A 17,489-nucleotide genomic window follows, 5' to 3' on the forward strand; every position below is an offset into this window, starting at 1 on the left:
AGAGGGTCAACCCCGTCCAGACAGATTGCATGACTGGCGTGAGGCGCTATAGGGCGGCCATGCGCACGGCCGAGATTCACCGCAACACGGCGGAAACCCAGATCGACGTCACCGTCAACCTCGACGGAACGGGCCTTTATACGGTGTCGACGGGCATCGGTTTCCTCGACCATATGATCGAGCAATTGTCGCGTCATTCGCTGATCGACATGGATGTGAAGACGGTGGGCGACCTGCATGTCGATCAGCATCACACCACTGAGGATACCGCGATCGCGATCGGCGAAGCGGTGGCCAAGGCGCTGGGCGACAAGCGCGGCATCAGCCGGTATGGCAGCGTCTATTCGCCGATGGACGAAACGCTGACCCGCGTCGCGCTCGACATTTCGGGCCGCCCCTGGCTGGTGTGCAACCTGCCCTTTACCGTGCAGAAGATCGGCGAATGGGACACGGAGATGGTGGAGCATTTCTTCCACAGCTTCGCCCAGGCCGCCGGAATCACGCTGCACATCGAGAATCTTTATGGCGGCAACAACCACCATATCGTCGAAAGCGCGTTCAAGGGACTGGCCCGCGCACTGCGCCAGGCGGTCGAGATCGACCCGCGCAAGGCGGACGCGATTCCGTCGACCAAGGGGATGTTGTGAGCGTCAACGCCCATTCCAGCCTTCCCTCCCTCCGTCATGCTGAACTTGTTTCAGCATCCATCGCGCCGCCGGGTCTGTCGGTTCGGGCGGCGAAATGGACCCTGAAACAAGTGCAGGGTGACGACGAAGGAGCGCTTCGCTCCCAATATTATAGCCGTGCTTGTACGGGGAGGGGCGCATGACGATTGCCCTGATCGATTACGGCGCGGGCAATCTTCATTCGGTCCATAACGCCCTGCGCAAGGCGGGGGCGGAGAATGTGACCATCACCGCCGACGCCGATCTGGTGGCCAGGGCCGACCGCATCGTCCTGCCGGGCGTGGGCGCTTTTCGTGCCTGCCGCGACGCGCTGGTGGCGATCCCCGGCATGGTGGACGCGATGAACGCGGCGGTGAACGGACGCGGCATTCCTTTCCTGGGCGTCTGCGTGGGAATGCAATTGCTGGCCGATGCGGGCGAGGAGTTCGGCCGGCACGAAGGGCTGGGCTGGATTCCGGGCACGGTGCGGCTGATCGAACCGGCCGACGCCGCGATCAAGGTGCCGCATATGGGCTGGAACGATGTCGTGCTGAACGGCGCGCCGCCCCTGCTGGAGGCGGGCGAGGCCTATTTCCTGCACAGCTATCATTTTGACGTGGCCGACCCGGCGCATGTCGCCGCCACAACCGACCATGGCGGTCCGCTGGTCGCCGCGGTCGCCCGCGACACCATCATCGGCTGCCAGTTCCATCCCGAAAAGAGCCAGCGTTATGGCCTTTCCTTCCTTTCCCGCTTTCTGGAGTGGCGGCCATGAGCCTGATCGTCTTTCCCGCCATTGACCTGAAAAATGGCCAGGTCGTTCGCCTCGCCGAGGGCGACATGGACCGCGCCACCGTTTATGGCGACGATCCCGCCGCGCAGGCGCTGCTCTTCGCGCAGGCGGGCGCCCAGCATCTCCATGTCGTGGACCTGGACGGCAGCTTCGCGGGCCATGCGGTGAATGCGGCGGCGGTCGAGAAGATCGTCGAGACTTTCCCCGGCCATGTCCAGTTGGGCGGCGGTATCCGCAACCGCGAGTCGGTGGAACGCTGGTTCGACCTTGGCGTATCGCGCATCGTCATCGGCACGGCGGCGCTGAAAGACCCGGTCTTCGTCAAGGCGGCGGCGCGCGACTTCCCCGGCGGCATCGTCGTCGCGGTCGATGCGCGCGACGGCTTCGTCGCGACCGACGGCTGGGCGGAAAAGAGCGACATGCCGGTGATCGACCTCGCCCGCCGGTTCGAGGATGCGGGCGTCGCCAGCCTGCTTTTCACTGATGTCGGCCGCGATGGGCTACTCAAGGGGTGCAATGTCGATGCGACCGTCGACCTCGCCCGCGCCACCGACATTCCGGTGATCGCCAGCGGCGGCGTGGCGGGCATCGCCGACATCCGCATATTGAGCCTTCATGCCGATGAAGGGATAGAAGGCGTCATCACCGGGCGGGCGCTCTATGACGGCCGCCTCGATCTGAAAGCCGCACTGGCCGTGGCGCAGGCGGCGGCGTGAGCGGGGGCAGTCCGATCCTTCCCGATACGGGGAGGGGGACCGCCAGCGAAGCTGGTGGTGGAGGGGGCTATCCTCCTGCACAGCGCCAGGAGGATAGCCCCCTCCACCAGCCTGCGGCTGGTCCCCCTCCCCGCTCCGGGGAGGAATCATGACCGTCCGGACCCGCGTCATCCCCTGCCTCGACGTCGCCAATGGCCGCGTGGTGAAGGGCGTCAATTTCGTCGACCTCAAGGACGCGGGCGATCCGGTGGAGCAGGCCAGGCTCTATGATGCGGCCGGCGCGGATGAACTCTGCTTTCTCGACATCACCGCCACGCATGAGGCGCGCGGCACCATCCTCGACGTGGTGCGCCGCACCGCCGAAGTCTGTTTCATGCCCGTGACCGTGGGCGGCGGCGTGCGCAGCGCGGAGGATGCGCGCGCGCTGCTGCTCGCCGGGGCGGACAAGGTGGCGGTCAACAGCGCGGCGGTCGCCCGGCCCGAACTGGTCGCCGACATTGCCGACCGCTTCGGCAGCCAGTGCATCGTGGGGTCGGTCGACGCCCGACGCGTGGGCGAGAATCGGTGGGAAATCTTCACCCATGGCGGGCGCAAGCCGACGGGCATCGACGCGCTGGAGCACGCCTTGCGCCTGACCGAACTGGGCGCGGGCGAATTGCTCGTCACGTCGATGGACGGCGACGGCACGAAGCAGGGCTATGACCTGGCGCTCACCCGCACGATCGCGGACGCGGTTCCGATCCCGGTGATCGCCAGCGGCGGCGTCGGCACGCTGGATCATCTGGTCGAGGGTGTGGTGGAGGGCCATGCCAGCGCCGTGCTGGCCGCCTCCATCTTCCATTTCGGCCAGCATACGATAGCGCAGGCGCATCGCGCCCTGGCGGCGGCCGGTGTACCGGTGCGCGCCGCCTGACCGGCGCGGGAGTGTCGGTTTCCTTTACATGCCTCCCGTTTCCCTGCGCGCGGTTAACCTTTCACCGGCACGAAAATCCGCCGATCTGATCCCTGTGGCATGGAGTCTGCTTTGACCAAGGCGGGTCGCGTTCAACCGATCATGGTTCGCGCAAACAGGGTGATGCAAATGAAACTGACCAAGATGCTTCTCGTGGCCGGCGTGACCGGCCTGATGGGTACGGCGATCCCCGCACCCGCCCAGGCGACCTGGGGCTGCTGGTTCGGCAAGTGCGGCGGTTCGTCGTCCGGCGGCTCGACCAGCGGCGGCAGCACCAGCACCAGCTCGGGCGGTGGATCGTCGGGCGGCACGCCTACGCCGGTGCCGGAACCGGAGCAGATGACGCTGTTCGCCATGGGGGCGGCGGTGCTGGCCGGGCGCGTCCTCTTTGCCCGCCGCAAGCAGAAATGATTTGACGGGTCGCGCGCGCGGCGCTTGATGCGCTCCATGCGCGCGACCCTTCATGCTCTCGAACACACCATCCGCCAGCGGCGGAGCGCCGATCCGTCGACCTCCTATGTCGCCAGGCTGACCGCCAAAGGCCGCGCCAAGATCGCGCAGAAGGTCGGCGAGGAAGCGGTGGAGACCGTCATCGCCGCCATGGCCGATGATCGGGAGGGAGCGATCGGCGAAAGCGCCGACCTGCTGTTCCACCTGCTGCTGCTGCTCGCCGATCTCGACGTGCCGCTCGACGCCGTGCTGGACGAGCTGGACCGGCGCGAAGGCGTGTCGGGTATCGCCGAAAAGGCCGCACGTTCCCAGGATTAGGCCAAGAATCAGGCCAGAAATCAGGAGCGATCGGTATCCAATCCGCCGTAATGCGGATGAAAATCGACATCCAGGCGAAGGATTAAACACGGCCTTCCGGAAAGATGTTGCTCCTTTTGCGTTGATGCGTCAGCTTTGCGTCACGAAAAAGGGGGAGGTTCAGGATGGTTCGTTCTCTCATCGGCGGTCTGGCTGGCGGCCTGGCCATGTTCATCACCGGCTTCATTTTCTGGGGCACGCCCCTGAGCGCGCTGGCGCTAAGTCGCGCCGACGCGCAGCCGAGCGCCGATTTGCAGGCGGCGCTGGCGCAGGCGCTGACCCCCACCGGCACCGGCGTTTATGTGATCCCCGACCCATCGACCGCGCAGGGGACGATCCTCTACGGGCGCGGGCCGGTGGCGCAGATCTTCTATAATGAAAGCGGTTTTCCCGTGATGGACAGCACGGCGCTGATCGGCGGGCTGATCCTGTCGCTCGTGGTCGGCGTGCTGATCGCGCTGGCGCTGCGCTTCGCCTTCGCCGACTTCGCCGGCCGGGCGCGCGTCGCCATCCTGTTCGCGCTGGCGGCGGTGCTGTGGATGCATGTCGGACAGGCCGTGTTCAACCATGCGCCCTGGGGCTATATCCTCTACCTCGCCTTTAGCGATTTCGTCGCGCTGGCACTGGCGGGGCTGATCGCGGCGAAGCTGATGGAGGGGAAAGCGGCGAAGGTCACGTCAGCCGATACGTTCCACTAATAGCCTCCTCCGCCATCCGGATCATGCAGGCGGCATGGCGGCGGGCGATCGCCATGCGGTCCGCGCCATAGCCGCCGCCCATGGTGCTGGCGACCGGCACGCCCCGCCCACGCGCCTGCCGCATGACGAAACGATCGCGCGCGTCCAGTCCGGCGTCGGTCAGCGCCAGCCGGCCCAGCCGATCTTCTTGATGCGGATCGACCCCGGCCTGGTAGAGGATCAGGTCCGGCGCGAAGTCATCCAGCACGCGCGGCACCACATCGCCCAGCACGGCCAGATAGGCTTCGTCCCCGGTCCCGTCCTCCAGCCCCACGTCCAGCGTCGATCGCGCCTTGCGCGCCGGGAAATTCCTTTCCGCATGGACCGACAGGGTGAAGATGTCGCCGCGCCCGGCGAGCAGGGAGGCGGTCCCGTCACCCTGATGCACATCCAGGTCGAGGATCAGGATGCGCGCGGCGTCGCCCTCCGCGATCAGCCGGTTGGCCGCGATCGCCAGGTCATTGAATATGCAATAGCCTGCGCCTGTATGGCTGAGGGCATGATGGCTTCCCCCCGCCGCATTGGCGGCATAGCCATGGGTCAGCGCCAGCTTCGCCGCCAGCCATGTGCCGCCGGGCGACAGGATCGACCGGCGCATGATATGTTCCGTCACCGGAAAGCCGATCCGTCGCTCCTTGTCGGGCGGCACCGTCAGGCTCAACACCTGGTCGACATAGGCGGGATCATGCACCGCCGCGATCCAGTCGCGCGGCATGGACTGTGGCTCATGGGTCACATAGGATAGGCCGCTTTCACGCAGTGCTTCCATCACCAGGCCATATTTATCGAAACGAAAATGGCTGCCGGGTGTTGCAGGGGAGACATAGGCGGGATGGTGAACAACGTGCAGCATGATCTTTTCCAGCTATCCCGATTTGAACGTTGGCCGCTTTGCGCTATCTGGTCCAGCATGAACCGTCCCAATTTGATCCGTTTTTCGCTGCTGACGCTCGCCGGCCTCGGCGCCGTCCCCGGCATTGCGCAGACTCCCGCCGCGCCACTGGTCCAGCCGCAGCAGGTACAGCCGCTGCCCCCAGTGGTCATTGTTCCGCCACCCGTGCCCATCCCGGCCTTGTCCCCGACGCAGGAGGCATGGGCGAACGACTGGCTCAAGAACGGAGCGGCCCAGGGTCTGATGGCGCGGCAGAAGGCGAGCGGTCCGCTGAGCGGATCGGCGTTGATCGGCGCGTTGCTTGACCGGGCCAGGGCGCTCAGCACCGGCCGCGTCGGCACCGCCGACTTCCTCGACATATGGGCGCTGCGTCCCGCCGCTTTCGATCCGCGCCCCGGCTTGGCCAGGGCCGTGGCCGAGGACCGGCTGCAACAATGGGCCAACGGTCTGACCCCGCCCTGGGCCGGTTATGAAACGCTGCGCAAGGGCCTCATCAAATATGAGGCGATCCGCGACAAGGGCGGCTGGCCCACGCTCAGCGCCACGTCCGCGCCCGATGTGGTGCGCAAGCGCATCGCGTTGGAAGACCCTGCCGTCACGCCCGACGAAAAGCTGGTCGACGTGATCCAGCGCGCCCAGCGCCGCTATGGGCTGGAACCCACCGGCCAGTTGGGCGTGCGCACGCTCGAAGCGCTCAATGTCGATGTGGACGACCGGATCGCGGCGATCATGGCGAATATGGAACGCTGGCGCTGGATGCCGCGCAGCCTGCCGGTCAATCGGGTGCAGGTGAATATCGCCGCCGCCGTGCTGACCCTGTTCGAAGGCGACCAGCCCGTCACTTCCATGCGCGCCGTCACCGGCAGCCCGGACAATCAGACGCCGATGCTGTCGTCCAGCATCCATTCGATCGTGGTCAATCCGCCCTGGAACGTGCCGATGTCGATCGCCAAGCGGGAATTATTCCCCAAGGGGCGCGCTGCGCTGGCCAGGCAGGGATACAAGATCGTCAAGACCCCCGAAGGCGGCGAGCGCATCGTCCAGCCGGCGGGGCCGGGCAGCGCGCTTGGCCGGTTGAAGTTCGACTTCAACAATCCCTTCGCCGTCTATCTGCACGACACGCCGTCGCGCGGGAAATTCTCCAGCTACGACCGGCTCGCCAGCCATGGCTGCATCCGCCTGGAAAAGCCGGTGGCGCTGGCCGAGCGGATGGTCGCCCCAGACCCGAACCTCAACGGCCAGATCCAGACGCTGATCGACGAAGGCAAGACGCAACGTGTCTCGCTGCCCAATCAGGTGGCCGTCTATCTGCTCTACTGGACCGCCTTTGCCAGCAACAATGGCACGGTCAGCTTCCGCGCGGACCCCTATGGCTGGGACAAGCTGCTCGCGCAGAAGATCGAGGCGTCGAGCCGGCGCGTCGATCCCACCGCCGCCCCTTCCTCCACCATCGCATCGAAGGACTGACGCCCCATGCGCAAATTTGCCCTGATCGCTCTTGCCGGCGCCCTTGCCTTGTCCGCCTGCGGCAAGAAGCATGAGGAAGAGGCATCGCCCGCCGCGACCAACAATCTGGTCGAGCCGCCGGTGGAGAATGTGACCGTCGACGAACCCGACGCCCCCCAGCCCGAACCGCAGAATAATGCCGTCGCGACTCCGGCCGCGCCGCCCCCTTCGGTGTCGGAACGGCAACAGATTCAAGATGATGCGGAAGCCACCGGTATGACCGCTCGCCTGCCCGAAGGCGGCGAGCAGAGCCAGCCTGCGGACGAATCGAGCGGCACAGGCGAGTAGGATCGTTCGCCCCGGTCTTCAACCGGGGCGTCAGTTTTGCTATATTGGGCGAATGGATCGCCGCAATTTCACGAAGTTCGCGTTAAGCGGACTCGCCTTTTCATTTCTGTCCGACAGCATGGGTCGTGCCGCGCTGCCGATGACGGGACCAGAAACTCTGGGGCCTCAACCCGCAAATGCGGCTGCGGTTCCCGCCACGCCGCGCGCGGTTGCACAAAAACCTTATGCCGCGCTGCTGGAGCGCGCCAAGGCCGCGCTTGATCGTCATGCCGACGCCTTCGCGCTGCGCGACCGGGTGGCGATCGTCGATTTCGACGCCCCGTCGAAAGATGCGCGGATGCACGTCGTCGACCTGATCGGCGGGCAGACCAGCAGCTATCTGGTCTCGCATGGCCGTGGGTCCGACCCCGCGCATTCGGGCTGGCTGCACAGCTTTTCCAATGAGTTCAACTCGCTCGCCAGCAGCCAGGGCGCGTTCCGGACGGGTGACATGTATTTCGGCCAGCACGGCCGATCGATGCGCCTTGTCGGCCTCGACCCGCAGAACAGCAATGCCGAATCGCGCGCCATCGTCATCCACGGCGCCGACTATGTGAGCGAGGATCATGTCGCCGTCTGGGGCAAATGCGGCCGCTCCGAAGGCTGCTTCGCCGTCGCCCCGCACATCGTGCCGCAGGTGCTGGGCCTGCTGGGGCCGGGGCGGATGCTCTACGCGGACAAGATCGGCAGGGGTTGAGGCGCGGTGTTAGCCTACCACTGCAATCCGCCCTGATATTGGTGGGGTGATGTGGGTCGGTCCCTACGCAACAACGGATACCAGGCCGCGTAGAAAATGATTTTTCAAGATCAACTGGTTGTGGTTCCCCGGCCCTTCGACTGCCTGCTTGCAGCAGGCGCTCAGGATAAACTTCGGCCGTAGGCCGAAAGCCGGAGTCCAGATCCAAGGTTCGAACTGGACTCCGGCTTTCGCCGGGGAACAGGTCCGCATAAGTTCCCATCAATATATCTTGATATGTGCGTCAGGAGCCGGTCAGCGCGTCGATCGAAGGCTTGTTGGCCGCGTCGATCGATCCGTCGGCGATCATCGCCTTGCCCATGCCGATCAGCTCGTCGCGCAGCCCTTCCTCCATGGAGGTCTGGCTGGCGCCGATCAGGGCGGAGAGCAGGATATTCTTGGCCGCTGCATCGCCGGGCTGTTCCGCCACCGACTGGCGCGCCAGCGGCAGGGCTTCCTGATAATAAGGGTCGGCGCCATTGGTGTCGCTGGTCGCCAGCTTCTGATTGCCGATCTGGATGAGAATACCGGCCAGGATGTTGCGGCTGGCGGCGTCGGCCGGCTTGGCCTCCACCACTTTGCGCCAGTGCGGCAGCGATTCGTCGTAGAGCGCAATCATCCTGTCCATCTGCCCCAGCGCGCTATAGGCGGCGGCGTCGGCATAGAGGGCGTTGGCGAGGAAGGTTACATTGTCGATCTTGCCGGGGTCAGCCTCCACCGCGGTACGGATGGCCGGCATGGCGGCGTCATATTTGATGACCGCGTTCGCATTGTCGCCGGTCTGCTGTGCGCTCTGCCCGGCGGTGAAGTCGGTCACGGCCTGGTTGAAGGCGGCGATTTCGTCCGGGGTCATTTCCCTGGCGACGGGGGCGGTTTCCGCCGGGGCGCCCTGAGGGGTTGGCTGAGTGGTTGGGGCTTGCTGCGCCAGCACGGGCGCGGCAAGCGCCAGCGGCGCCGAAACAAGGGCAGTCAGAACGGACTGGGTCAGCAACTGGGCCAACGTCGGGGTCTCCTTGAGTTATGGCCAGGATGTCGAACGGGCATATCCCGCCCCGCCAATCCCAGAATGAATGAAACAGCCCTGCGGTTCCTATCGCGTCAGGGGCGGCTCATCACGCAAAAATCGCCTGCCGTGGCGAAATCGGCCTTGCGTCGGGCGCTTCTGGCCGTTGCCTCCGCATCTTCGCCCCATTGTGCGATCTGCCAGGCCTCGTCGATTTCCGCCGCTTGCCAGATGGCGTCGAGGTCATGACCGCCGTCGACCAGGGCCAGCCCGCAGACCAGCGAGCCGCTGAGCGTCACCAGGGTCGACAGGCCGGTGAGCGTGAAGGGATCGAGCGCAGCCACCGCCGCGCTCAGCCGAACCAGCGTCTCTTCCGGCTGGGGCACGGGGATGATCCCCTGCGTCACCACGAAGGTCACGTCATAGCGCGCCCGCGCCCAGTCGAGCAGTGGGTCCCAGGCAGCCGCCTGCCGCGCGACCAGCATATCGGGGCGGTCGGCACGATAGCAGAGCAGATCGCTTTGCGCATAGCGCGCGACCCCGGCGGCGAAATCTTGCCCGTTGGGCGCGACATGGTCGATCGCCGCATTGGCAAGGCCGGTGATGGGCATGGCGGCGGGATCGACCGTCTCGCCCTGCGCCCGCCATTCGGCCGCCACCGCATCGGCCAATGCCTGCGTCGGCAGCGCCAACAGCGCGCGCGCGGGCGTGCGCACCGGCCGCCCGTCGAGCTGGATCGCAAACGCCGCTTCGGCCGGGACGACGGCCGCATCCTTGTAGAAACGCTTCATCGCGGCGGTTTATGCCGGAACAACGCCAGCAGCAGGCGCGGGACGATGATGAACTGGAACAGGCCGGTGACGACCATGATCGCGCCGAACACCTTGGCCTTGTCGCCCTGCACCCAGGTGAAACGCTGCATGATGGCGAGGAAGCCGAACATCACGATGAAGGCGCCCGACAGGCGGAACAGGCCGATGGCGAAATGACGCTGGCGCGCGACCTTGTCGGGATCTGGCCGGGGCGGCGGAGGGGAATCTGTCATGGCGCGCCGATATGGCCGCGCAATTCCGCGCTGTCCATCGCCACGGCATGGGCGCCCGCCGCGATCAGATCATCGGGCGCATGATAGCCCCAGCCGACGCCGATCGTTCGCGCACCGGCCGCCAGCCCCATGTCGATGTCGAAACTGGTGTCGCCGATCATTACCGTGGTTTCGGGCGTCGCGCCCGCCTCCGCCATGGCGGTCTGGAGCATCGAGGGATGCGGCTTGGACGGGTGCCGGTCGGCGGTCTGGAGCGTCACGAACCGGTCGACGATGCCATGATGGGTGAGGCAGAGGTTGAGGCCGCGATCGGACTTGCCCGTCGCCACGCCCAGCAGCCATCCGGCCGCGTCCAGGTCATGCACCAGATCGGCAATACCGGGATAGAGCGGCTCCGACACCGCATTTTCCTGCCGCAGCGCGTGGAAGGCCCGCTTGTAGCGCTCGGCCAGATGGTCGTGGAAATCGCTCTCCGCCTCCGGCAGCAGGCGCGCCATCGCCACCGGCAGCGACAGTCCCACCACCGACAGGATCGCCGGTCGTTCGGGCGGCATCAGCTTCGCCTCGTCAAAGGCGCGCACCATCGCGGTGCAGATGCTATGCTGGCTGTCGACCAGCGTACCATCGCAATCGAAAACGGCCAGTTTGTTGGTCATGGGCAGTTGCTCATGCGCCTTCCAATGTCCCCCGCATCAGGGCGGCAATGGCTTCATCGCCCGCCGCCGCCATTCCGTCCGCCGCCGCCGCGCGGGCGGCCGGCACCTTGTTCTGCCCCAGTTTGCGCGTGCCGCGCCAGTCTGTCACCCGCATTTCATAGCCGATGATCGCGCCCGCCATCCGATCGAACAGGCCGGGGGTCATCTTGTCGCGGGTCCAGACCGGCTTGGGCGCCAGCCGCGCCTCATTGTCCAGCGACAGCGCGTCGATCAGCGCGGGCAGCGCTTCGGCCGGCAAAGCGCGAACCTCGCCCTCCAGCTCGGCAGCGACATAGTTCCAGGTCGGCACCTGATCGTCGATGCCATACCAGTCCGGACTGACATAGCCATGCGGCCCGTTGACCACGAACAGCGCCCGCGCGCCATCGACATGTGGCGCGAGCCGGTTGCCGCGCGACAGGTGAAAGCCGATCCGCGCCTCGTCCAGCCACAGCACCGGCACATGGGCGACCGCCGGTCCATCCGGCGTCTGGACAAACAGCGTCCCGAAACGCTCTGTCGCCACGAAGGCGCGCAGTTCATTTTCGTCGCGCCAGCGAAATTTGGGGTCCGGATGCATCGCTGTCTCTCAGCGTGATCCGCGTGACCGGCGCTCGCCCTTGCGGTCCTTGCGTACCTGCTTGGCGTGCTGGCGCGCGAACTTCTTCTCGTCCTCGCGGGTGGGGGTCCGGTCGATCTCATCGTCCAGCAGCAGGTCGCCCAGGCTGAGGTCGAAGCCCAGATCATGCAGGCTGGAGGCGAAGTGCGGCGGCAGGTCCGCCATCACATCGACCCGGCCGCCATCGGGATGGTCGATCCGTATGCGCCGGGCATGAAGGTGCATCTTGCGGCTGATCGTGCCGCTGAGGAATGCTTCCTTGCCGCCATATTTGCCGTCACCCACGATCGGATGGCCGATCGCGGCCATGTGGACGCGAAGCTGGTGCGTGCGCCCGGTATAGGGTTGCAGCTCGACCCAGGCGGCGCGGTTGCCCGCGCGCTCGATTACGCGATAGCGGGTGCGGGCGGGCAGGCCTTCCGCCTCATCCACATGCATCTTCTCGCCGCCGGTGCCCGGCTGCTTGGCGAGCGGCAGTTCGATCATGCCGTCATTGATGCTGGGCACGCCCATCACCAGCGCCCAATAGACCTTGCGCGCGGTACGGCTGGAAAAGGCCTTGGCGAAATGGGCGGCGGAGCGGCTGGTGCGCGCCAGCAGCAGCGCGCCCGACGTGTCCTTGTCCAGCCGATGGACCAGCTTGGGCCGGGATTCCAGGTCGAACAGCAGGCCGTCGAGCAGCTTGTCGACATGCTCGTCGGTCTTGGTCCCGCCCTGCGTGGCAAGGCCCGGCGGCTTGTTGATGACGATCGCCTGCTCGTCGCGGTGGATCACCATCTCCTGAGCATAGGCGATCTCGTCCGGGGTCAGGTCGATCACGCGCACCCGCTTGGGCTTTTCGGCCGCCTCAGGCTTCTGTTCGGCGGGCGGGACGCGGATCATCTGTCCTTCGACGATGCGATCGCCCGGCGCGGCGCGCGCGCCATCGACCCGCAACTGCCCGGTGCGCGACCAGCGCGACACCAGGTTGAAGCCGACATCGGGCAAGTGCCGCTGGAACCAGCGGTCGAGCCGGATGCCGTCATCGTCCGCCTTCACCCGGAACTGCCGCACGTCGAGCGACACGCCCTTGGCGGGATTGGGCTTGGCAGATGCGGTCTTGACCGGGGCAGGCTTTGCCGCGGCCGATTTGGCCGCTGCCGGCGCCTTGGGCCTGAAAGCGGGCTTGTCGCCGTCGCCCTTGCGCGGGCCGGTCGGCTTGCCGCGACCGGGCGCGCCGCCCATTTTGCGATCGGCCGATTTGCGATCCGAAGACCGCCCGCCCGCGGGCTTGCCGCCACGCGGACCCGCGCCGCGCGCGTCATTGCCGGACGAACGGGCGCCGCCCTTGCTCGGAGGCCGCCCCTTCATGCCGCGACACTCCGCGCGACGCCCAGGCCCAGCGCCAGCGCCGCCACCGCGCCGATCACGGACGCCACCGCATAGCCCATCGCCAGCGCGCCTTGCCCGCGTTCGATCATCAGCATCGTCTCCAGGCTGAAGGCGGAAAAAGTGGTGAAGCCGCCCAGCACTCCCACGCCCAGCAACAGGCGGACCGGCTCGCCCGACACGGCGTTGCCCCGCGCCAGCCATCCGGCGAGCAGGCCCATGGCGAAGCCGCCGATCAGATTGGCGGCAAAGGTGCCCCAGGGCCATGTGGCGCCGGGGGCGATCTGCCCGGCGAAGCGGCCAAGCTGATAGCGCAGCGCAGCGCCAGCCGCGCCGCCGCCCATCACGAGAAGGAGATTGGTCATGCGACCCGCCCTATAGCGATTCCGCCAAAGGGGAAAGGCCTGCTTCCGCCGCAATGGGTCGCCGATGCGTGGCGATGCAGGTGATGACGCTCAGCACCACCAGCACGAACGCCGCGCCTTCCCATAATGTCGGCAGCCGCTGTTCCCAGAGGAAGCCGTAGATCAGCGCGAAAGCCGTTTCGAACAGGATCATCTGACCGACCATGGTCAATGGCAGCAGCCGGCTCATCCGGTTCCACAGCGCATTGCCGACGATCGATGCGAGCAGCGCGACGCCGATCGCCACGCCGGCGAACTTGCCCCAGCCGGCGGCGTCATGCTGTCCGACGCCGATCAGGAAGACGACCGGCAGGAACAACAGCGCCTGTGCGCCCGTCGCCAGGCCGATGAGGAAGTTCCAGTCCTGCGCGCGCATGTCGCCCAGTTGCCGCAGCCAGTGATTGTTGCCGATGGCAAAGGCGGTCCAGGATATCAGCGCCCCGACCGCACAGGCCAGGCCCGCCAGTCGCGTCGCCATCGGCCCCGATCCGGGCATCGCGACCGCCTGCCAGCCGATGCAGAGCGCGCCCGCCATGCAGAGCAGCAGCGACGGCGCCAACTGGCGCAGCGGCACGGCGCCCGCCTCGCGGCTGCCGATGATCGTCACCGCGACCGGCAGGAAGCCGACCACCAGAGAGGTCATGGCGATCCCGCCCATCTGCACCGCGCTGGCCAGCAGCACATAATAGAAAAGATTGCCCGCCAGCGCGAGCCAGGCGAGCGCCCACAGGATGCGCGGCGTCATCAGCGCCGCGAGCGTGCGCCAGCGCGGTGCGATCAGCAGCGCTGACATCGCGCCATAGGCCAGGTAGCGGCCGACCGCCTGTTCCAGCGGGCTGAAGCCGCGCACCACTTCGGGCGCGAGAAAGACGAGGCCCCACAGCGCACCCGCGCCCATGCCGAACAGGATGCCCGCCAGCGTAGCGCCGCCGCCCGATCCCTTGCTCATGATACCGCCTTTTTCCGAACCCATGTTGCGATCGATGTGAGTATTATCATCATAACGGCGGGAAAAATGCTCTTGATTGCGCCATCAAATGCAACAATTACTCGATCATGGCTGCTTTCCGCCCCTTGCCCCGCCCCCTCGACCCGTTCGACCGGGCGATCCTGCGAATCGTCCAGTGCGACAACCGGATGCCCCAGCGCGCCATTGCCGAAGCGGTGAACCTGTCGACCGCTGCGGTTCAACGTCGCATCGCCGCGATGGAAAAGAGCGGCGTGATCGCCCGCAACGCCGCGATCGTCGCGCCCGACATGCGTAGCTACGAAGCCACCACCCGCCGCCTCTTCGCGGAAAATGCGTGGGTGGCGAGCTATCACAGCTATCTGGCGCTCGACCGGGTCAAGGCAGGGATGGAACTGGTGATCCCGTGAGACCGGCGGTCGGGTCCAGCCTGTCGAGGAGGCCGGGCGGATGGTTGCCTTCCCTATTCTCGATCGTCACCCCAGCGCAAGCTGGGGTCTCAGGCGATCTGGCGCGTCATTGCCTGAGATGCCAGCCTGCGCTGGCATGACGAATAATACCCGGCTGCGTAGAGAATGACTCATCAAGATCGACCGATTGCTGTTCCCCGGCTTTCGCCGGGGAACAGGCCGGCATGAGTTCTCATCAATGCATTTTGGTATAAGGGGGCACTCCCCCCAGCCTGTCACCGCCCCAATCTTCCCCCACGCATCCATTCCCCTGTCCTACAGCGCCCGGCGCCGCTATCCTTCGGCACTTCTCGCGGTGCATATGTATGAACTTTGCCAAGTTTCCGGACACAATGGTTCCGTCCGCTAAATTCGCCTTGGATTTTCGCGCCTTCTCCCTACATGGGACACAGTAATTGCGATTGATTCTTAACTGGGAGTCCTGAATGTCCGCTACCCGCACCGAGACCGACAGCATTGGCGCCATCGAGGTTCCGGTCGACGCCTATTGGGGGGCGCAGACCCAGCGCAGTATCGAGAATTTTCCCTTCGGCGATACGGAGCGGATGCCGATCGGCATCGTCCACGGCCTTGCCATCGTGAAGCAGGCGGCGGCGCGGGTGAACCGCAAACATGGGCTGGACGCCAGGCTCGCCGACGCGATCGAGGCTGCCGCCGCCGAAGTGATCGCGGGCCAGCATGACGACCAGTTTCCGCTGGTCATCTGGCAGACCGGCAGCGGCACCCAGTCCAACATGAACGTCAACGAAGTGATCGCCGGCCGCGCCAACGAAATCCTCACCGGCACGCGCGGCGGCAAGTCCCCGGTGCATCCCAATGACGGTGTGAACTTCGGGCAATCGTCCAACGACAGCTTCCCCACCGCCATGCATATCGCCACCGCGCGCGCGGTCACCGGACAGCTTTTCCCCGCGCTCGACCGGCTGCACGCCGCGCTGGATGCCAAGGCGAAGGCATGGGAGGGGATCGTCAAGATCGGTCGTACCCATTTGCAGGACGCGACCCCGCTGACCCTGGGGCAGGAATTTTCCGGCTATGCCCATCAGGTCTATCGCAGCCGCAAGCGGATCGAGCCGGCGACCAAGCACGGCATGATGGCATTGGCGCAGGGCGGCACTGCGGTCGGCACGGGCCTCAATGCGCCCGCAGGGTTCGACGTCGCCATTGCTGCGGAGATCGCAACCCTGACCGGCCTGCCCTTCCGCACCGCCGACAACAAGTTCGAGGCGCTGGCGTCGAACGATCCGCTGGTCCATCTGTCTGCGGCCCTTGCGACGCTGGCCGTCGCCCTGACCAAGATCGCCAACGATATCCGCCTGCTGGGCAGCGGCCCGCGTTCGGGTCTGGGTGAACTGGACCTGCCCGCCAACGAACCGGGCAGCTCGATCATGCCGGGCAAGGTCAACCCGACCCAGTGCGAGATGCTGACTATGGTCGCGGCCCAGGTGATCGGCAATCATCAGGCGGTGACGGTCGGCGGCCTGCAAGGCCATCTGGAACTCAACGTCTTCAAGCCGCTGATCGGTGCTGCGGTGCTGCGGTCCGTCCATCTGCTCAGCGTCGGCATGGACAGTTTCGCGGAGCGCTGCGTCGATGGGCTGGAGGCCAATGAAACGCGGATCGCCGAACTGGTCGATCGCTCGCTGATGCTGGTGACGGCGCTCGCGCCCGAGATCGGCTACGACAATGCCGCCGCCATCGCCAAGCACGCGCATAAGAAGGGGCTGACGCTCAAGCAGGCGGGCCTTGAACTGGGGCTGGTGGACGAGCCGACCTTCGACCGGCTGGTGCGTCCGGAAAATATGGTCTGATCCTGATCATCATGGCGGAACCGGCGGGCGTGCGATACATTGATCCCCTATGAGGAAGAAAATACCCACCCCCGCCGCACCGCTGGTGACCACCGCTCCGCTGAAAAAGGCGGGGCTGCTGCGCAAGGTGGCACGGGCCGGCGCGGCCGTCGTGGCGGCGCGGGTGGCGGCGGACACGGGCAAGAAGGGCGTCATCGGCCTGCTCGCGGGCGCGGGCGCCAAACGGTTCATCACGCGCTATCCAGCCGGCGCCTTGTTCATCACCGGCGCCTATATGGCGGGCAAGCTCTTTGAAGCGAAGCGGGCGGCGGACCGGAAGAAGGCCTTGAAGCGCCTGCCCGACAAGAGCGGCGAGCCGATTCCGATCGAACATGCGCGCAAGGTGCGGAAGGGTTAGAGCGCGGCCTGCCATTCCCGGACCGCGTCGATCGGGAAGGTCAGCATCAGGACGTTGAGCGTCAGATTGTCGCGGATCACCGCCAGCGCCAGCAGTTCCAGCGCGATGGCGATCGTCACCGTCAGCCAGACCGGCGCACGGGCGGCGAAAAGGAAACCGATCGTCATCATGCCGATGTCGCTCATCGAATTGAGGATCGAATCCCCCGAATAGCCCAGCGCAATCGTCGCCGTGCGATAACGGTCGATGATGAAAGGCGAGTTTTCCAGAATTTCCCAGGCCGCTTCGACCGCGACGGCCAGCGCGAGCCGGATACCCGGCGGCTGACGGCGCAACAGCAGCCATGCGCCGGCATAGAAGAGGAAGCCGTGGATCACATGGCTGAGGCTGTACCAGTCGGCAATATGCTGGCTGTTGCCGCTGTCGAGAGCGCTATGCCACAGCTCGATCCTGCCGCAGGTGCAGATGGGCGGGCGGTTCATCAGGAAGAGGATGGCGCAGGCCGCCGCCGCGATCAGCGCAGCGAGGATAAAGCCGCGCCGATTCATTCTTTTAAGCCTGCGGTTCAATGCCAACCTC

23 protein-coding genes are annotated in these 17,489 nt (G+C 66.0%); 13 read left to right on the top strand and 10 right to left on the bottom strand.

Translation table 11 applies throughout. From position 1 onward, the window contains the following. The first annotated feature begins 59 nt into the window (after positions 1-59). From hisB to MOK15_RS13760, 7 genes are all read left to right on the top strand, one after another. Positions 60-647, top strand: coding sequence for an imidazoleglycerol-phosphate dehydratase HisB (gene hisB, locus MOK15_RS13730; RefSeq protein WP_242932126.1), 588 nt, complete (start codon positions 60-62; stop codon positions 645-647). A 178-nt stretch (positions 648-825) separates the two neighbouring features. Continuing rightward, positions 826-1,440 carry an imidazole glycerol phosphate synthase subunit HisH gene (gene hisH / locus MOK15_RS13735; RefSeq protein WP_242932127.1) on the top strand — a complete coding sequence of 205 codons (615 nt, stop codon included), beginning with the start codon at positions 826-828 and terminating at the stop codon, positions 1,438-1,440. Further along, the gene (hisA, locus tag MOK15_RS13740; RefSeq protein WP_242932128.1) at positions 1,437-2,174 is read left to right on the top strand and encodes a 1-(5-phosphoribosyl)-5-[(5-phosphoribosylamino)methylideneamino]imidazole-4-carboxamide isomerase; all 738 of its coding nucleotides are present in this window, start codon (positions 1,437-1,439) and stop codon (positions 2,172-2,174) included. Before hisH ends, hisA begins: the two co-directional genes overlap by 4 nt. Before the next feature lie 148 nt (positions 2,175-2,322). Continuing rightward, a complete protein-coding gene (gene hisF / locus MOK15_RS13745; RefSeq protein WP_242932129.1) occupies positions 2,323-3,087 on the top strand; it encodes an imidazole glycerol phosphate synthase subunit HisF in 765 nt (254 codons plus the stop codon). 168 nt (positions 3,088-3,255) lie between these two features. Beyond that, positions 3,256-3,537 (top strand): PEP-CTERM sorting domain-containing protein, encoded by a 282-nt coding sequence (locus MOK15_RS13750; RefSeq protein ID WP_242932130.1) that lies wholly within the window; start codon positions 3,256-3,258, stop codon positions 3,535-3,537. Between the two features lie 36 nt (positions 3,538-3,573). Further along, positions 3,574-3,894 (top strand): phosphoribosyl-ATP diphosphatase, encoded by a 321-nt coding sequence (locus MOK15_RS13755; protein WP_242932131.1) that lies wholly within the window; start codon positions 3,574-3,576, stop codon positions 3,892-3,894. Between the two features lie 164 nt (positions 3,895-4,058). After that, positions 4,059-4,631, top strand: coding sequence for a hypothetical protein (locus tag MOK15_RS13760; RefSeq protein WP_242932132.1), 573 nt, complete (start codon positions 4,059-4,061; stop codon positions 4,629-4,631). Here MOK15_RS13760 and MOK15_RS13765 read toward each other — a convergent pair. Beyond that, entirely contained in the window at positions 4,606-5,523 is a 918-nt protein-coding gene (locus MOK15_RS13765) for a histone deacetylase (protein WP_242932133.1), read from the bottom strand. The two genes, MOK15_RS13760 and MOK15_RS13765, sit on opposite strands and share 26 nt — an antisense overlap. 57 nt (positions 5,524-5,580) lie before the next feature. On the opposite strand from MOK15_RS13765, the gene MOK15_RS13770 reads away from it, so the two are divergent. Genes MOK15_RS13770 through MOK15_RS13780 form a run of 3 tightly spaced genes read left to right on the top strand, consistent with a single transcriptional unit; the run spans position 5,581 to position 8,092 of the window. Beyond that, the gene (locus tag MOK15_RS13770) at positions 5,581-7,029 is read left to right on the top strand and encodes a L,D-transpeptidase family protein (protein WP_242932134.1); all 1,449 of its coding nucleotides are present in this window, start codon (positions 5,581-5,583) and stop codon (positions 7,027-7,029) included. Positions 7,030-7,035: 6 nt separating this feature from the next. Then, on the top strand, positions 7,036-7,356 hold the full coding sequence (locus MOK15_RS13775) for a hypothetical protein (protein ID WP_242932135.1): 321 nt from the start codon (positions 7,036-7,038) through the stop codon (positions 7,354-7,356). Between the two features lie 52 nt (positions 7,357-7,408). Further along, entirely contained in the window at positions 7,409-8,092 is a 684-nt protein-coding gene (locus MOK15_RS13780) for a murein L,D-transpeptidase catalytic domain family protein (protein WP_242932136.1), read from the top strand. A 283-nt stretch (positions 8,093-8,375) separates the two neighbouring features. On the opposite strand, the gene MOK15_RS13785 is transcribed toward MOK15_RS13780, so the two are convergent. The 8 genes from MOK15_RS13785 to MOK15_RS13820 form a co-directional block, all read right to left on the bottom strand. Beyond that, the gene (locus MOK15_RS13785) at positions 8,376-9,122 is read right to left on the bottom strand and encodes a hypothetical protein (RefSeq protein ID WP_242932759.1); all 747 of its coding nucleotides are present in this window, start codon (positions 9,120-9,122) and stop codon (positions 8,376-8,378) included. A gap of 107 nt (positions 9,123-9,229) precedes the next feature. Further along, a complete protein-coding gene (locus MOK15_RS13790) occupies positions 9,230-9,925 on the bottom strand; it encodes an ATP12 family protein (RefSeq protein ID WP_242932137.1) in 696 nt (231 codons plus the stop codon). Continuing rightward, positions 9,922-10,179: a hypothetical protein gene (locus MOK15_RS13795; protein ID WP_242932138.1), complete on the bottom strand. Its 258-nt coding sequence runs from the start codon at positions 10,177-10,179 to the stop codon at positions 9,922-9,924. The genes MOK15_RS13790 and MOK15_RS13795 overlap by 4 nt, the downstream gene beginning before the upstream one ends. Then, entirely contained in the window at positions 10,176-10,835 is a 660-nt protein-coding gene (locus MOK15_RS13800; RefSeq protein ID WP_242932139.1) for an HAD-IA family hydrolase, read from the bottom strand. Before MOK15_RS13800 ends, MOK15_RS13795 begins: the two co-directional genes overlap by 4 nt. 10 nt (positions 10,836-10,845) lie before the next feature. Next, on the bottom strand, positions 10,846-11,454 hold the full coding sequence (locus MOK15_RS13805) for an FMN-binding negative transcriptional regulator (RefSeq protein WP_242932140.1): 609 nt from the start codon (positions 11,452-11,454) through the stop codon (positions 10,846-10,848). 9 nt (positions 11,455-11,463) lie between these two features. After that, entirely contained in the window at positions 11,464-12,843 is a 1,380-nt protein-coding gene (locus MOK15_RS13810; RefSeq protein WP_242932141.1) for an RluA family pseudouridine synthase, read from the bottom strand. Next, positions 12,840-13,226, bottom strand: a complete 387-nt coding sequence (gene crcB, locus MOK15_RS13815) for a fluoride efflux transporter CrcB (protein ID WP_242932142.1) — start codon at positions 13,224-13,226, stop codon at positions 12,840-12,842. The genes MOK15_RS13810 and crcB overlap by 4 nt, the downstream gene beginning before the upstream one ends. 10 nt (positions 13,227-13,236) lie before the next feature. Beyond that, positions 13,237-14,214, bottom strand: a complete 978-nt coding sequence (locus MOK15_RS13820; RefSeq protein ID WP_242932143.1) for a DMT family transporter — start codon at positions 14,212-14,214, stop codon at positions 13,237-13,239. Between the two features lie 107 nt (positions 14,215-14,321). On the opposite strand from MOK15_RS13820, the gene MOK15_RS13825 reads away from it, so the two are divergent. From MOK15_RS13825 to MOK15_RS13835, 3 genes are all read left to right on the top strand, one after another. Next, positions 14,322-14,642 carry a winged helix-turn-helix transcriptional regulator gene (locus MOK15_RS13825; RefSeq protein ID WP_242932144.1) on the top strand — a complete coding sequence of 107 codons (321 nt, stop codon included), beginning with the start codon at positions 14,322-14,324 and terminating at the stop codon, positions 14,640-14,642. 485 nt (positions 14,643-15,127) lie between these two features. Further along, positions 15,128-16,513 carry a class II fumarate hydratase gene (fumC, locus tag MOK15_RS13830; RefSeq protein ID WP_242932145.1) on the top strand — a complete coding sequence of 462 codons (1,386 nt, stop codon included), beginning with the start codon at positions 15,128-15,130 and terminating at the stop codon, positions 16,511-16,513. A 49-nt stretch (positions 16,514-16,562) separates the two neighbouring features. Then, the gene (locus MOK15_RS13835; RefSeq protein ID WP_242932146.1) at positions 16,563-16,910 is read left to right on the top strand and encodes a hypothetical protein; all 348 of its coding nucleotides are present in this window, start codon (positions 16,563-16,565) and stop codon (positions 16,908-16,910) included. Here MOK15_RS13835 and MOK15_RS13840 read toward each other — a convergent pair. Beyond that, complete coding sequence (locus MOK15_RS13840) at positions 16,907-17,458, bottom strand: DUF2585 family protein (protein ID WP_242932147.1); 552 nt, start codon at positions 17,456-17,458, stop codon at positions 16,907-16,909. The two genes, MOK15_RS13835 and MOK15_RS13840, sit on opposite strands and share 4 nt — an antisense overlap. Positions 17,459-17,489: the final 31 nt, after the last annotated feature.

Origin of the sequence: Sphingobium sp. BYY-5, from assembly GCF_022758885.1 — a bacterium.
Lineage (GTDB): Bacteria > Pseudomonadota > Alphaproteobacteria > Sphingomonadales > Sphingomonadaceae > Sphingobium.